An 18,058-nucleotide genomic window follows, 5' to 3' on the forward strand; every position below is an offset into this window, starting at 1 on the left:
TCGTGTCTCCTTCAGAGCCCGAGCTCTTCGTCGAGCATCGCGAACATCTCGTCGTCCGAGGCCGACTCGAAGTCCTTCTCGGAGCCGGTGTTCTTGGCCCACCTCGTGCGCAGGACGTCGAGCCTGCCCGCGATCTGCTGGTGCAGTGCGTCGTCGACCTGTGCTTCGTTGAGTGCTTTTTCGAGTGCTTCGAGGTCGGCGAGCACGGACGGCAGCCCGGCTGCCGGCGCGTCGGCCAGCAGCTCGGCCTTGAGGTGTGCCACCAGGTCCGCCGGCGTCGGGTAGTCGAACACCAGCGTGGCCGGGAGCCGCAGCCCTGTCGCCTGGCCGAGCCTGTTGCGCAGCTCGACGGCGGTGAGCGAGTCGAAGCCGAGGTCCTGGAACTGGCGGTCCTCCTCCACGACCTCGTTCTCCGCGTGGCCGAGCACCTCGGCGACCTGGCCGCGCACGAGCTCCAGCAGTGCGTCGGTCCTGCCCTGGTCGGTCATCGCGGTCAGGCGCTTGACGAGCGAGTCCGCGGTTTCCTGGCCTGCCACGGCCTTCTTCGACTTCGTCCGGACGAGGCCGCGCAACAGCGGTGCGACCTCGTGGTTGCGCAGTGTCGAGAAGTCGAGCTTGACCGGGATCGTTTGCGCGGCTCCGGTTTGGACCGCCTCGTCGAAGAGGGTGACGCCGAGTTCCGGTGTGATCGCGGGCATGCCGGAGCGTGCCATGCGTTCGGCGTCCTGGGCGCTGAGCATGCCGGTGTCCCAGGCACCCCAGGCCAGGCTCGTCGCCTTCTGGTTGTGGGCCTTGCGGTTCGCGGCGAGTGCGTCGAGGAACGCGTTGCCCGCCGCGTAGTTGGCCTGGCCGGCGTTGCCGAACGTGCCGGCGACGCTGCTGAACAGGACCAGGTTCGCTTGTGGTGCCAGCTCGTGCAGGTACCAGGCGGCGTCGACCTTCGGCTGGAGCACCGGGTCGACGCGGTCCAGCGTGAGCGACTCGATCATGCCGTCGTCCAGCACGCCGGCCGCGTGGATGATCGTGTCCGGGCGGTGGTTTTCGAGGAGTTCGGCGAGTTCTTGCCTCTCGCTCACGTCGCACGCGGCCACCGTGACGTTCGGCAGGTCGCTCGTGTCCGCCTGTCCGCTTCGGCTTGCGAGAACGATGTTCTCCGTGCCGTGGTTCTCGACGAGGTGCTTCGCGATGATCCGGCCGAGACCGCCCGTGCCGCCGGTGATGAGGACCTTGCCGTACTCGACCTCGTGTTCTCCGCGTTCCGCCCTCGTGAGGCGGCCGCCGAGGATCTCGCCGTCCCTGACGACGATCTGGGGTTCGTCGGCGTTCACGGCCTGCCGGAGGATCGCGAGGCTGGAGCGCTGGTCGTCGATGTCGAGCAACCCGAAGCTGCCGGGGTGCTCGGACTGCGCGACCCTGACCAGGCCCCAGACCGCCGCGGAGACAGGGTCCGGAGCTTCGTTGTCGTTGGTGGCAATGGCGTTCTTCGTGACGAACCAGAGCCTTCCTGCGCGGTGGCTCGTGATCCACTCCTGGACGTTGATCAGCGCGTCCGAGACGGCGGCGTGCGTGGAGTCCACGACGTCGTCCGAGTAGGCGACGATCTCGGTGACGACGACCTCGGCGTCGGCGGTCTCGATGTTGTCGAAGACGCGTCCGGCGACGAAGTGGTCGACCAGGCCGAAGTGGTCCTCGCCCGCGACCGCGACGGTCGCGTCGATCGGGTCGGTGGCGTTGATCGGCGTCCAGCCGAGCGTGAACAGGGCGTCGCGCGTGGTGTTCTCGTTGAGCTGCCCCGCGTTCACCGCCCGGACCACCAGCGACTCGACCTCGGCGACCGGGTTGCCCTGCGGGTCCGCGATGACGATGTGCATCGCCCCGCTCTCGTCCCTGGTCATCTTGACCCGCACGCTGGCCGCGCCCGTGGCGTGGATCTTCACGCCCTCCCAGCTGAACGGCAGCCCGGCGCCTCCGTCGCCTTCCTGGAGGAGCGCGGTGTGCAGCGTGGCGTCGAGCAGCGCCGGGTGGATGCCGAACGCGCCAGGCTGGACGTCGTCCGGCAGCGCGACCTCGGCGTAGACGGTTTTGCTGTCGCGCCAGGCGTTCCGGAGTCCCTGGAACGTCTCCCCGTACGCGAACCCGATCTCCGCGAACTTGTCGTAGACGTGGTTCAGGTCGACCGGCTCACCCTGCGGAGGCCAGGTGTCGAGCCGTTGGGCGGGCGTGTCGTTGCTGCTGAGGACGCCGCTCGCGTTCTCGGTCCACGGCAGGTCCGTGTCCTCGGGCCTGCTGTAGATCGTGACGTTGCGCTTCTCGTTGTCCTCGGCGCTGATCGCGACCTGCAGCTGCACACCACCCTGCTCGGGCAGCATGAGCGGTGCCGCTATCGTCAGCTCTTCCAACGTGTCGAGCCCGAGCTCCTCCGCGGCCTTGAGCGCGACCTCCACCAGCGCCGCACCCGGCACCAGCGCCCGCCCCATGATCACGTGGTCCGCGAGCCAGCTGTGCGTCCTCGTTGAGATCCGGCTCGTGAACAGGTGCCCGTCCTGCCCGGCGAGCTGCACCGCCGCTCCGAGCAACGGATGCCCGACGCTCCCGAGCCCGGCCGCCTTCACATCGCCTGTGTTGTCGACAACCTTCGGCCAGTACGACTGCCTCCGGAACGCATAGGTGGGCAGATCGATCTTCTCGGCTCCGGTGAGCAGCTGCGACCAGTCGACGTTGACGCCCTGCGTGTGCGCCTGCCCCAACGCGGTCAGGAGCTGCCTGCGTTCGTCGTGGCCACGCTTGACCGTCGGAATCGCCCCGTCGACCAACGGCGTGAGCGCCGCGTCAGGCCCGATCTCCAGGAAGGTCTTCTCGCCGAGCGCAGTCACGTTGTCGTGGAACCGCACGGCATCCCGCACGTGGTTGACCCAGTAGTCGACCGACGTGACATCGCCACTCGCCTGGAACGGGATCTTCGGCTCGCTGAACGTGACCTCCGCGATCGCCTCCCGGAAGTCCTCCAGCACCGGCTCCATCAACGGCGAGTGGAACGCGTGACTGACCTTGAGCTGCTTGAACTTCCACTGCTTGGCAATCTTGAGGACCTCGTCCTCCTCGCCCGCCAGCACCACGGTCCGCGGCCCGTTGATCGCCGCGATCGACACGTTGCCCGTCAGGTACGGCGTCACCTCCTCCTCCGAGGCGATGACCGACACCATCGCGCCACCGGCCGGAAGGTTCTGCATGAGCGCGGCCCGCGCCGTGATGAGCTGACACGCGTCCTCAAGGCTCAGCACACCGCTCACGTGTGCCGCCGCGACCTCACCGATCGAGTGCCCGGCAACGTGATCCGGCTTCACCCCGAACGACTCGATCAACCGGTACAGCGCGACTTCGAACGCGAGCAACGCCGGCTGCGCGAACCCGGTCTGGTTCAGCGCCTCCTGGTCCTCACCCCACATGACCTCGCGGAGTGCCGGGTCGAGGTGCTGCAGCGCGTTGTCCAACGCCTCGGCGAAGACCGGGTACGCCTCGTACAGCTCGCGTCCCATGCCGATCCGCTGTGATCCCTGCCCGCTGAACAGGAACGCCACCGGCTGCTTCTTCACTGACCCGCGCGCCACGACCTCGCCGTCGAGCACCACCGCCCGGTGGTCGAACAACGTCCTACCGCTCAACAACGAGTGCGCAATGTCCTTCGCATCGCCGCGAACCTGCAGAATCCGCTGAACCTGCCCGTCGAGCGCACCTTCGGACTTCGCCGAGACCACCCACGGAATCGAGTTGTCCACAGCCGCCGAGTTGTCCACAGATTCCGCAGCACCGCCCTGACCAGCAATTTCACCCGGTACGCTGGAGAACGGGGGGATCCCCGAGCCCGGCGCTTCCAAGATCACGTGCGCGTTCGTGCCCGAGATGCCGAACGACGACACCGCAGCCCGCCGCGCCCGCGAAACCGCAGGCCAAGCCGTGTTCTCCTGCAGCAGCTCGACCGCACCCTCACTCCAGTCGACGTGCGACGAAGGCGTCGAAGCGTGCAGCGTCCGCGGCAACACCCCGTGCCGCATCGCCTGCACCATCTTGATCACACCAGCGACACCCGCGGCCGCCTGCGTGTGCCCGATGTTCGACTTGATGCCGCCCAGCAACAGCGGCACATCACGCTCCTGCCCGTAAGTAGCCATCAGCGCCTGAGCCTCAATGGGGTCACCCAAAGAAGTACCCGTGCCGTGCGCCTCGACAGCATCGACATCAGCAGCGGTCAACCCGGCAGACGCCAACGCCTGACGGATGACCCTCTGCTGCGACGGCCCGTTAGGCGCCGTCAGCCCGTTGGAAGCACCGTCCTGGTTGATCGCAGACCCACGCACGACAGCCAACACGTTGTGGCCAAGACGCAAGGCATCCGACTGACGCTCCAGCACGAGCAGACCAACACCTTCAGACCAACCAACGCCATCAGCCGTGTCCGAGAACGCCTTGCACCGCCCGTCCTCCGACAGACCGCGCTGACGGGAGAACCCGACAAACGAGCCCGGCGTCGACATCACGGTCACACCACCGGCCAACGCAAGCGAGCACTCACCAGCCCGAAGAGCCTGCATAGCCCAGTGCATCGCCACAAGAGAGGACGAACACGCGGTATCGATCGACACCGACGGCCCCTCAAGCCCGAGCGCGTAGGACACCCGCCCCGAGATCACCGAAGGCGAAGCGCCGGTCGACCCGAAGCCCTCGGTGTCCGCACCGCCGATGAGCTGCGTGTAGTCGTTGTACATGACACCGGCGAACACACCGGTCTGCGAACCCCGCAGCGAAGCCGGCGCGATCCCTGCCCGTTCCAACGCCTCCCACGCCGTCTCCAGCATGAGCCGCTGCTGCGAGTCCGTCGCGACGGCCTCCCGCGGCGACATCCCGAAGAACTCCGGGTCGAACAGATCGGCGTCGTGCAGGAAGCCACCCGCCCGCACGTAAGACGTGCCGGGGTGGTCGGGGTCCGGGTGGAACAACGTGTCGAGGTCCCAGCCGCGGTTCGTCGGGAACGGCGTGACGGCGTCAACACCGTCGGCCACCAGCTGCCACAGCTCCTCCGGCGAGGAAACCCCACCGGGATAACGACAGGCCATCCCGACGATCACGATCGGATCGTCCGAAGTGGACACCAGCGCAGGCAGATCCGAAGCAGCAACAACCGAACCGAGCAGCTCGTCCTTCAAGTACCCGGCGAGCTGCACCGACGACGGGTAGTCGAACACCACGGTCGCCGCCAGCTTGAGCCCGGTGACCGCCGTGAGCCGGTTCCGCAGCTCGACCGCGGTCAGCGAGTCGAACCCGAGCTCCTGGAACGCCCGCGCCGGGTCGACCGCCGCGATCGTGTCGTAACCGAGCACGGCCGCGACCTCACCCCGCACCAGGTCCACCAACGCGTCCATCCGGCCGGTCTCATCGAGCACGGCCAATCGCTGCACCAGCCCGGAAGCCGTCTCCGACCCCGCGACCTTGCGCCGGGCCTTGACCCGGATCAGCCCTCGCAGCAACGGCTTCACGTCACCGTTCTGCTTCAGCGCCCCGAGGTCGAGCCGCACCGGCACCACCGCCGCCTCAAGCCCGCCAACTGCCGCGTCGAACAACCGCAGCCCCAGCTCGGCCGAGATCGCCGGCATCCCCGAGCGCTGCATGCGTTCCGCGTCCTCGGCCGACAACATGCCGGTGTCCCAGGCACCCCACGCCAGCGACACACCCGGCAGCCCGTTGAGCTGCCGGTGCGCGGCCAACGCGTCGAGGAACGCGTTGCCTGCGGCGTAGTTGCCCTGCCCGGCGTTGCCGAACACACCGGCCGCCGACGAGAACACCACGAACTGCGAAGCCTCCGTCGCCAGATCGTGCAGGTTCAGCGCCGCGTCGACCTTGGCCCGCAACACACCGTCGACACGCTCCGGCGTCAAAGACTCGATCACACCGTCGTCGAGCACACCGGCAGCGTGCACAACCCCCCGAACCTTGTGCTGCTTCAACAGCTCCCACAACGCGGCCCGATCAGCGACATCACAGGCGACGACGGAAACCTTCGCTCCCAACGCCTCCAGCTCGCTCACGTCACCCCGCCCGCTGCGGCTGACCAGCACCAGTTCGGTCACGCCGTGGTTCTCGACCAGGTGTCGCGCCACGATCCTGCCCAGCCCACCGGTACCGCCGGTGATGAGAACCGGGCTCTCCCAGGCAACGGCCGCACCTCCGGCAACCCGCCCCAGTCGTGCCGCCCGAGCCTCACCGTCCCGGATCACCAGCTGCGGTTCGTCGAGGTCCAGCACCCCGAGCAACGTCGCCAGCGACGACTCCTCGGCATCCAGGTCGATCAGCCCGAACCGTTCCGGGTGCTCGGTCTGCGCCGTCCGCAACAGACCCCACACCGCCGCACCGGCCAGGTCGTCACCCTCGACCGCACCGCGCGTGACGAACACGAGCCGCCCGTCACGGTCCTCCCGGATCCACTCCTGCACGAGCTCCAACGCCCGATGCGTAGTCGTCCGCACCGACTCGGCGGTCTGCTCCCCCGCGACGGGCACGAGCACAACATCCGTGTCAGTCAACGAAAGCAGACCCTCGACCCGGCCGACCGACAACCCGATCACGTCCGGCCCGAGCACGCTGATCGTCTTGCCCGCCTCAGCCGGAGGCACCGCGATCGGCGTCCACTGCACCGCGAACAACGCGTCCAACTCGGCCGGCTGCTCTGCCGCAACCGCCCGCATCACGAGCGACTCGACCGACGCCACCGGGTTGCCCGCGGGGTCGGCGAGCGCGATCCGGAGCCCGTTGTCGTCCCGCGTCATCTTGACCCGCAACGCAGTCGCCCCGGTCGCGTGCAGCGACACGTTCTCCCAGGCGAACGGCAACCCGGCCGCCCCGCTCTCGTCGAGCAACGACGCGTGCAGCGCGGCATCGAGCAAAGCCGGATGCAGCCCGAACGGCTTGACGCTCACGTCGTCCGGCAACGCGACCTCGGCGTAGGTGGTGTCGCCGTCCCGCCAAGCCGCGCGCAGCCCCTGGAACATGCCTTCGTAAGCGAACCCGGCCTCAGCGAACTTCTCGTAGCAGCCCGCGACGTCCACCATCTCAGCGTTCGGCGGCCACACCGAAGCGTCGAACTCGACCCGCTGCTCCCCCTTGGCCAGCACACCGCTGACAACCTGAGTCCACTGCGCGTCAACAACTTCATCCGGCCGCGCGTGAATCGTGAACGTCCGGCGTTCATCACCCGCCGACACCTTCATCTGCAACGCCAGTCCACCGTGATCGGGCAGCACCACCGGCGCCGACAAGGTCAGCTCCTCCAGCCGGTCCAGCCCGACCTCGTCCCCGGCCCGCATCGCGAGCTCGACGAGCGCCGCCCCCGGCACCATCACCCGACCCATGATCGTGTGGTTGCGGATCCACGGGTGCGTGCGCAGCGCCAGCCTGCTGGTGAACAGGAACCCTTCCCCGTCAGCGAGTTCCGCCGACGCGATGAGCAACGGGTGCCCGACCGCGACCATGCCGATCCCGGTAGCGCCGTCCCCGCCGAGCTGCACGGCCGGCCAGTACCGCTGGTGGTCGAACGCGTACGTGGGCAGATCGATCTTCTTGCCGCCCGCGCAGAACCCGCTCCAGTCGACCTTCACGCCGTCGACGTGCAGCCGCGCCAGCGCCGTCAACGCCGCCACGCGCTCGCCCTTGTCCTTGCGCAGCACCGGAATGGCGTCCTCGACCAGCGCCGAGAGCACCCCGTCCGGCCCGACTTCGAGGAACGTCGTCGCGCCGCCGTCCCTCAGCTTCTGCACGTTCTCGCTGAACCGCACCGCATCCCGGACGTGGTTCACCCAGTAGTCGACGGTCGTGACGTCCCCGCTGGCGACAACCGGAATGCTCGGCTGGTGCAGCTCGATCTCCGCCAGCGCTTCACGGAAGTCGCCCAGCATCGGCTCCATCAACGGCGAGTGGAACGCGTGCGACACCTTCAGCCGCTTGCTCTTCCACCGCTCGGCGATCCGGACGACCTCATCCTCGTCACCCGCGATCACCACCGACTTCGGCCCGTTGACCGCCGCGATCGACACCTTCTCGCTCAGGTGCGGCACCACCTCCTCCTCAGAGGCTTGGACCGCAACCATCGCGCCTCCGACCGGCAGCATCTGCATCAACGCCGCCCGCGCCGTCACCAGCAAACACGCGTCCTCAAGCTCAAGGACGCCGGCGACATGCGCCGCCGCGATCTCACCGATCGAATGCCCGGCGACCTGCTGCGCCTTGACACCCCAGGACTCGACCAACCGGTAGAGCGCAACCTCCACCGCGAACAACGCCGGCTGCGCGTACCCGGTCTGGTTCAACGCCTCCTGGTCGTCACCCCACATGACCTCACGAACGGCCGGGTCGAGGTACTGCAGCACGTCGTCGAACGCCCCGGCAAAGACCGGGAACGCCTCGTACAGCTCACGCCCCATGCCGACCCGCTGCGACCCCTGCCCGGAGAACAGCACCGCCAGCGACCGCTGCGACTGCGCGGTCCCCTGCGCCAGCACCTCATCCCCGAGCACCACCGCCCGATGCTCGAACTGCGCCCGCGTCGTCAGCAGCGAGTACGCCACGTCCTCCGGCGCACCCTCAGCCGCCTTGACCCGCTCGACCTGCCCCGGCAACGCCTCCGCGGTCTTGGCCGACACCACGAACGGCACCTCGGGTGTCCCCGCCACGAACTCCGCGCCCTCAACCAGCGCGCCCTCAACCTGTGCGCTCTTGACCGGCGCACCCTCGACCTGGATCGATCCGGGTTGGCTGGCCCCCTGGGGGGAGCTACCCCCCATCCCAATCATCTCAGGCAGGTCTGACAATTCCGGACCGCTCGCAGCCTCCAAGATCACGTGCGCGTTCGTGCCGGAGAACCCGAACGACGAGACACCCGCACGCCGCGGCCGCGACACAGCAGGCCAAGGCGTGGCCTCGGTGACCAGCTCGACCGCACCCTCACTCCAGTCGACGTGTGTGGACGGCTCGGTGATGTGCAGCGTCGGCGGCACCACCCCGTGCCGCATCGCCAGCACCATCTTGATCACACCGGCGACACCGGCGGCCGCCTGCGTGTGGCCGATGTTCGACTTGATGCCACCGAGCAGCAGCGGCGATGGACGGTCCTGCCCGTAGGTGGCGAGCAGCGCCTGCGCCTCGATCGGGTCACCCAGCGTTGTACCCGTGCCGTGCGCCTCGACCGTGTCAACGTCCGAAGTGGACAGCCCAGCAGAAGCCAACGCCTGCCTGATCACCCGCTGCTGCGAAGGACCGTTCGGCGCGGTCAACCCGTTGGAAGCACCATCCTGGTTGATCGCCGAACCGCGCATGACCGCCAGAACGTTGTGGCCGTTGCGCAAGGCGTCAGACTGGCGCTCCAGCACCAGCAGACCGACACCCTCGGACCAGCCGACACCGTCCGCCGAATCCGAGAAGGCCTTGCAGCGACCGTCCTCCGAAAGCCCGCGCTGCCGCGAGAACCCGACGAACGCCCCCGGCGTCGACATCACCGTCACACCACCGGCCAACGCCAGCGAGCACTCGCCGGCCCGCAGCGCCTGCGCCGCGAGGTGCATCGCGACCAGCGACGACGAGCACGCGGTGTCGACCGACACCGACGGCCCCTCGAACCCGAACGTGTAGGAGACCCGCCCGGACACCACGGAAGGCGACGTACCGGCACCCTGATGGCCCTCGGAGTCGGCCTCGACGATCTGCGCGTAGTCGCTGTACATGACACCGGCGAACACACCGGTCCGCGAACCCCGCAGCGAAGTCGGGTCGATCCCTGCCCGCTCCAACGCCTCCCAGGTCGTCTCCAGCAGGATGCGCTGCTGCCCGTCCGTGCCGAGCGCCTCGCGCGGCGACATCCCGAAGAACGCCGGGTCGAACTGGTCCGCGTCGTGCAGGAAGCCACCGGAACGCGTGTAGGACGTGCCCAGGTGGTCGGGGTCCGGGTGGAACAACGTGTCGAGGTCCCAGCCGCGGTTCTCCGGGAACGGCGTGATCGCGTCCGTGCCCGAGACCACCAGATCCCACAACGTCTCCGGCGACGTCACGCCACCGGGGAACCGGCAGGCCATCCCGACGATCACGATCGGATCGTCCGAAGTGGACACCAGCGCGGGCAGCCCGGCGGTCTCCGAGACCTCACCGAACAGCTCGGCGTGCAGGTGGTCGGCCAGCGCGAGAGCGGTCGGGTAGTCGAACACGAGCGTCGCCGGCAACCGCAGCCCGGTCGCCTCGGTCAACTGGTTGCGCAGCTCCACCGCGGTCAACGAGTCGAACCCGAGGTCCTGGAACGCCCGCGCCGCGTCCACAGCGTCGATCGACGCGTGCCCCAACACCGACGAAACCTGAGACCGCACCAGATCCACAAGCGCAGCACGCCGATCCGTCACGTCCATCGCACCGAGCTTCTGCACCAGCCCGGAAGCCGTGGCGGAACCAGCCGCTGCCCGCCGCGTCCGAACCCTGATCAGCCCCTGCAACAACGGCGCCACCGCACCACGCGCCCGCAGCGCAGCGAGGTCCAGCCGCACCGGAACGGTCAACGCCGACCCGCTAGCCACGGCCGCGTCGAACAGCTCCAGCCCCTGCCGCAACGTGATCGGCGGCATGCCCGCGGCGGTCATCCGTGCCGCCTCAGCCTCGGTCAGTTCACCGGTCATCCCGCTGACCTCGGACCAGACACCCCAGGCCATCGAGGTCGCGGGCAGCCCCAAAGCCCTGCGACGCAGTGCCAACGCATCGAGGAACGCGTTGCCCGCCGCGTAGTTCGCCTGACCGGCGTTACCGAACACCCCAGCCGCCGACGAGAACACGATGAACGCCGTCAAGTCACCCGTCAGCTCGTGCAGGTGCCACGCGGCGTCAGCCTTGGGCTTGAGGACACTAGCGACCCGCTCGGGCGTCATCGACTCGATCACACCGTCGTCCAGCACACCGGCCGCGTGCACGACACCCCGGATCTCGTGCTGCGCCAGGAGTTCCGCGACCGCATCCCGGTCCGTCACATCGCACGCCGCAACGGTGACCTGCGCGCCCAACGCTTCCAGCTCCGCCGTGTCCGCCTGACCACGCCGGCTGACGAGCAACAGCTCCCTCACGCCATGCGTCTCGACAAGGTGCTTCGCGATGACCGCACCCAGCCCACCGGTGCCACCGGTGACCAGGACCTTGCCTTCCCAACGAACTTCCTGCACACCCGTGACCCGCGCCAGCCGAGCGGCGAGCACCTGCCCGTCCCGCACCACCAACTGCGGCTCGTCCACCCCGAACGCCACCGACACCATCGCGGTGGACAGGTCGTTGCCGCACAGGTCGATCAGCCCGAACCGGCCGGGGTGCTCGGACTGCGCCGACCGCACGAGCCCCCACACCGCCGCGGCTCCCAGGTCCTCGCCCGTGGTCGCGCCGCGCGTGACGAACGTGAGCCTGCCGCCCTTCCCGCTGCTGATCCACTCCTGCACCAGCCGCAGCACCCGCGCGGTGTTGCCGTGTGTGCTGCCGAGCACGTCCTCGTCACCGGTGATCGGCACCAGGACCAGCTCGGCATCGGCCTCCGCAACCGCCTCGACCACCGGGAACCCGAGTTCGAGCACGTCCGGCCCGATGACCACGACCGACTCGGGCGCCGCGACGTCGTCCTGCGTCACGGGCACCCACTCGACCCCGAACAGCTCGCTCTTCTTCTCACCGAGCTGCTCGACGTTGACCGCCCGCACGACCACGGCCTCGACCGTGGCGACCGGCGCGCCCGTGACGTCGGCCAGCGCGATCGTCCGCCGCATGCCGCCCTCGTCGCGTGTCAGCTTGACGCGCAACTCGCTCGCACCGGTGGCGTGCAGCGACACGCCCTCCCACGAGAACGGCAGCCCCGCGTCGAGCGTCTCGTCCAGCAACGCCGCGTGCAGCGCCGAGTCGAGCAACGCCGGATGCAACCCGTACCGCGTGCCGTCAACGTCCTCCGGCAACGCGAGCTCGGCGTAGATCTCGTCCTCAACACGCCAGGCAGCCTTGAGGTTCTGGAACGCCGCCCCGTAAGCGAACCCGGCGCCCGCGAACCTCTCGTAGCACTCCTCGTAGTCCATCGCCACAGCCCCGGCAGGCGGCCACACCGCCGCCTCGAAGTGGCTACTGGTCGTGCCGGCCGCCAGGAAACCGGTCGCGTGCTGCGTCCACGGCAGGTCCGGGGCGTCCTCAGGCCGCGAGTGGATCGCGTACTGCCGTCGCCCGTTGTTGTCCGCGCCGACCTTCAACTGCACCTGCACCGCCCCGCGCTCCGGCAGCACGAGCGGCGCGGCCAGCGTCAGGTCGTCGACCCGGTCGAGCCCGACCTCGTCCGCCGCCCGCAACGCGAGCTCGATCAGCACCGCGGCGGGCACCAGGTTGCGCCCCATGATCACGTGGTCCGCGAGCCACGGGTGCGTGCTCAACGACACCCGGCTCGTGAACACGACGCCTTCGCCCTCGGCCAGCTCCACCGCCGCCCCGAGCAACGGGTGCGCGATCCCGACCAGCCCGAGCCCGGAAGCGTCCGACGCCTTCCCCGCACTCGCCGGCCAGTACCGCTGCCTGTTGAACGGGTACGTGGGCAGCTGGATCCGCTTGCCGCCGCCGTAGAACCGCATCCAGTCAACATTGATTCCGTCAACATGTACTTGACTGAGCGCAGTCAACATTGAATCAACATCAGACTTGACTCGCGTCAACGTCGGAATCAACCCGTCAACCATCGCCGTCAACTGCGCGTCCGGCCCGACCTCCAGCACGGTTACGTCACCCAACCGAGTGACGTTCTCGTGGAACCGCACCACCTCACGCACGTGACTGACCCAGTAGTCGACGGTCGTGACGTCCCCAGACGCGCTGATCGGAATGCTCGGCGCGTTGAACGTGATCCCACCGACCGCTTCACGGAAGTCGTCGAGCATCGGCTCCATCAACGGCGAGTGGAACGCATGACTGACCTTCAGCCGCTTGTTCTTCCACCGCTCCGCAAGCTGGAGAACCTCGTCCTCAACCCCGGAGATGACGATCGACCGCGGCCCGTTGACGGCAGCAATCGACACGCCAGCGGTCAGATGCGGCAGCACTTCTTCTTCGGACGCGATGACCGACACCATCGCCCCACCGACCGGCAACGCCTGCATGAGCGCCGCACGAGCCGTGACCAACAAACAGGCATCCTCAAGGCTGAGCACCCCGGCCACATGCGCAGCCGCGATCTCACCGATCGAGTGCCCGGCAAGCTGCGCCGGCCGCACCCCGAACCACTCCAGCAACCTGAACAACGCCACCTCGACCGCGAAGATCGCCGGCTGCGCGAAGCCTGTCTGGTTCAACGCCTCCTGATCGTCACCCCACATGACGTCCCGCAGCGCCGGATCAAGGTTCACCAGCGCGGCGTCCAACGCCTCCGCGAACACCGGGAACGCCTCGTACAACTCCCGCGCCATCCCGAGCCGCTGCGCCCCCTGCCCGGAGAACACCACAGCGAGCGGCCGGTTCCGCACCACACCACTGGCGAGCTCAACGCCGTTCCACACCACGGCCCGGTGCTCGAACACCGCCCTCGTGGTCGCCAGCGAGAACCCGACGTCCACCGCCGGAACACCGCTGTCCACCAGCGCGCAAACCTGCTCAACCTGCGCCCGCAGCGACGCCGCCGACTTCGCGGACACCACGAGCGGCGCACCCTCGCCCAGCACACCATCACTCAGCGCGCCCTCAACCAGCGCGCCCTCAACCTGTGCGCTCTTGACCGGCGCACCCTCGCCCTGGATCGATCCGGGTTGGCTGACCCCCTGGGGGGAGCCACCCCCCATCCCAATCATCTCAGGCAGGTCTGACAATTCCGGAGCGCTCGCAGCCTCCAAGATCACGTGCGCGTTCGTGCCCGAGACACCGAACGACGAGACGGCAGCACGGCGCGCGCGAGAGACCTCAGGCCACGAGGCGTTGCCGGTCAACAGCTGAACCGAACCCGCCTCCCAGTCCACGTGGGACGAAGGCTCGTCAACGTGCAACGTCTGCGGCACGACGCCGTGCCGCAGCGCCTGCACCATCTTGATCACGCCCGCGACACCCGCGGCAGCCTGCGTGTGGCCGATGTTCGACTTGATCGAACCGAGCAACAGCGGCTCCGACCGGTCCTGTCCGTACGTCGCCAGAAGCGCCTGCGCCTCGATCGGGTCACCCAGAGTCGTACCCGTGCCGTGCGCCTCCACGACGTCAACGTCCGCAGTGGACAGCCCAGCGGAGGCCAAAGCCTGCCGGATCACCCGCTGCTGCGAGGGACCGTTCGGCGCAGTCAGGCCGTTGGAAGCACCGTCCTGGTTCACCGCCGAACCGCGCACGACAGCCAACACGTTGTGGCCAAGACGCACAGCGTCAGACAGACGCTCCAGCACGACCACACCGACACCCTCGGACCAGCCGACACCATCAGCAGAATCCGAGAACGCCTTGCAGCGGCCGTCCGGCGAGAGCCCGCGCTGCCGCGAGAACCCGATGAACGCCCCCGGCGATGCCAGAACAGTCACACCACCGGCAAGCGCGAGAGAGCATTCCCCGGCGCGAAGAGCCTGCATAGCCCAGTGCATCGCGACCAACGACGACGAGCACGCCGTGTCGAGAGTGACCGCAGGTCCCTCAAAACCGAACGTGTAAGACACCCGGCCGGACACGACCGAAGGCGAGCCGCCAGTCGTCTGGTAGCCCTCGGAGTCGCCTTCGAGCAGCAGCGAGTAGTCGTTGTACATGACACCGGCGAACACACCGGTCGGACTGCCCTTCAAACCGACCGGGTCGATGCCCGCGCGTTCCAACGCCTCCCACGACGCTTCGAGCAACAGCCGCTGCTGAGCGTCGGTCGACACCGCCTCGCGCGGCGACATCCCGAAGAACTCCGGGTCGAACAGATCGGCGTCGTGGATGAAGCCACCGGACTTCGTGTACGAGGTACCGACGTGGTCGGGATCCGGGTGGTACAGCGAGTCGAGGTCCCAGCCGCGGTTGGACGGGAACTCCGTGATCGCGTCGCGTCCGTCGACCACGAGGTCCCACAGCTGTTCCGGCGTGGCGACCCCGCCCGGATAGCGGCAGGCCATGCCGACGATCACGATCGGATCGTCCGAAGTGGACACCAGCGAGGGCAACTGCGAAACCACATCCGAGGCGCCGAACAGCTCGTCCCGCAAGAAGCCGGCGAGCACCTCGGACGTCGGGTAGTCGAAGATCAACGTGCTCGGCAGCCGCAGCCCGGTGACGCCGGTCAGGCGGTTGCGCAGGTCGACCGCGGTGAGCGAGTCGAACCCGAGGTCCTGGAACGCCTTGGCCGGGTCGATCGCCGCATGACCGTCATGGCCCAGCACCGCCGCGACCTCGGTGCGAACCAGGTCGAGCAACGCGGCCACGCGCGCCTCGGGAGCCATCGCGGTGAGCCGCTGGACGAGCCCGGAGTCCGCCTGAGCCGCGGCGCGTCGAGCGCGCGACCGGATCAGGCCGCGCAACAACGGGCGGATCTCGCCCTGATCGCGCAACGTCGCGAGGTCGAGGCGCAACGGCAGCAACACCGCGTCCTCACCGGCGATCGCCGCGTCGAACAGCGCAAGCCCCTGCTCCACCGACAACGGCGGCGTGCCACCGCGCGCCATGCGTTCGGCGTCGGCCTCCGACAACATGCCGGTCTGGTTCCAGGCACCCCACGCCAGCGAAACAGCCGGCAGCCCCGCAGCCCGCCGGTGTTCGGCAAGAGCGTCGAGGAACGCGTTGCCCGCCGCGTAGTTCGCCTGACCCGCGGCACCGAACGTGCCGGCCGCGCTGGAGAAGATGACGAACCTGTCCAAGCCCTTCGTGAGCTCGTGCAGGTTCCAGGCCGCGTCGACCTTGGGCTTCAGCACGTTCGCCAGGCGCTCCGGCGTGAGCGACTCGACCACGCCGTCGTCCAGCACACCGGCCGTGTGCACGACGCTGCGCACCTTGTGCTTCTTCAGCACCTTCTGCAACGCCTTGCGGTCACTGACATCGCACGCGACCACGGCGACCTTGGCGTCCAGATCGGACACGTCAGCCTTGCCGGTCCGGCTGACCAGCACGAGTTCCTTGACGCCGTACCGTTCGACGAGGTGCCGGGCAACCACACGCCCGAGCCCACCGGTGCCGCCGGTGATCAGCACCGGCCCCGCGAACTCGCCGGGCTCCGCCGCCTCAGCCCGTGCGAGCCGTGCCGCGAACACCTGCCCGTCACGCACCCGCAGTTGCGGCTCGTCGATCGCGAGCACCTGCTCCGAAACCTCGGCATCGGTGTCGATCAGCGTGAACCGCCCGGGATGCTCGTTCTGCGCCGCCCGAACCAGGCCGTGCACCGCGCTCGCCGCCAGGTCGCCCTGACGCGTCACGAACACCAGCCGTTCCGCGCGCTCCTCGGCGATCCACCGCTGCACCAACTCAAGTGCACGCGCGGCGAGCGCATGCGTCTGCTCGACGACATCGCCGTCGCCAACGAACTCCTCCACCACCACGGCGGCCGCACCGGCGTTGGGCAACGACACCGGCACCCAGTCGAGCCGGAACAACGAGTCCCGCTCCACAGCGCTCACCTGCTGCGCCGACACCGCACGCGTCACCAACGACCCGATCGTGGCCACCGGCGCACCGGCCGCGTCGGCGACCGCGATCACCCACGCGTCCCCGTCCCGCCGCAACCTCACCCGAACCGACGAAGCTCCAGTGGCGTGCAGCGACACGCCCTCCCACGAGAACGGCAGCCCGGCCTCGACCCCGTCGAAGAACCCACCGGCGTGCAGAACGGCGTCGAGCAACGCCGGATGCAGCCCGAACGCCGCCCCGTCCACACCCTCGGGCAACGCGACCTCGGCGAACACCTCACCGTCGCCGCGCCACACAGCTCGCAGCCCCTGGAACACCGGCCCGTAGTCGAACCCGTTCGCCGCGAACCGCTCGTAAGCCCCTTCGACGTCAACGCTTTCCGCCCGCGGCGGCCACACGGTCGCATCGAAGTCGCTGCCAGTGGCACCATCGGCCAGGAACCCGGTCGCGTGCCGCGTCCACGGCACCTCCGCACCGTCCGGCCGCGAGAACACCTCGACCGCGCGCCGCCCGTTCTCCTCAACGCCAACCGCGACCTGAACCCGCACCGCACCCTGCTCGGACAACACGAGCGGCGCGGCCAGCGTCAGCTCGTCGACGCGGTCGAGTCCGACCTCGTCACCCGCCCGCACCGCGAGCTCCAGGAACGCGGTGCCAGGCAGCAGCACCTGCCCGAACACCACGTGATCCGCGAGCCACGGGTGCGAGCTCAGCGACAAGCGGCTCGTGAACAGCACCCCGTCCGCCCCGGCGACGTCGACCGCCGCCCCGAGCAACGGGTGCTCGACCCGCGTCAGCCCCAACGCACCGACGTCGCCGGCCTTGCGCACCGCCTTCGGCCAGAACACCTGGTGCTCGAACGCATAGGTGGGCAGATCGACCTTCCGTCCACCTGCGTACAGCTGAGTCAAGTCAACATTGATTCCGTCAACATGTACTTGACCGAGTGCAGTCAACATTGACGCGACCTCACCGCGGTCACGCCGCAACACCGCCGTGGCCCCGTCGACCATCGCGCTCAACTGCGCGTCCGGCCCGACCTCCACCACGGTTACATCACCTAACCGGGTGACGTTCTCGTGGAACCGCACCGCATCCCGGACATGACTCACCCAGTAGTCGACGGTCGTGACATCCCCGGACACGCTGATCGGGATGCTCGGCGCGTTGAAGGTGATCCCGCTGATCGCCTCACGGAAGTCGTCGAGCATCGGCTCCATCAACGGCGAGTGGAACGCATGACTGACCTTCAGCCGCTTGCTCTTCCACCGCTCCGCAACCTGCAGAACCTCGTCCTCAACCCCAGCGATCACCACCGCGCGCGGCCCGTTGACCGCCGCAATCGACACGCCAGCCGTCAGATGCGGCAGCACTTCTTCTTCGGACGCGATGACCGACACCATCGCCCCACCAG

The 18,058-nt window shown here is 68.6% G+C and carries 1 protein-coding gene; it reads right to left on the reverse strand.

The features are described 5' to 3' along the window. Positions 1-11 precede the first annotated feature (11 nt). Complete coding sequence (locus LFM09_RS47515; RefSeq protein WP_414103253.1) at positions 12-18,047, reverse strand: SDR family NAD(P)-dependent oxidoreductase; 18,036 nt, start codon at positions 18,045-18,047, stop codon at positions 12-14. Positions 18,048-18,058 lie beyond the last annotated feature (11 nt).

It is taken from the genome of Lentzea alba (assembly GCF_047445655.1).
GTDB lineage: Bacteria > Actinomycetota > Actinomycetes > Mycobacteriales > Pseudonocardiaceae > Lentzea > Lentzea alba_A.

What these genes read in the sequence shown, in the direction of transcription:
- LFM09_RS47515 (WP_414103253.1), bottom strand. Translation starts at nt 18,047, where the DNA reads ATGGTGTCGGTCATCGCGTCCGAAGAAGAAGTGCTGCCGCATCTGACG.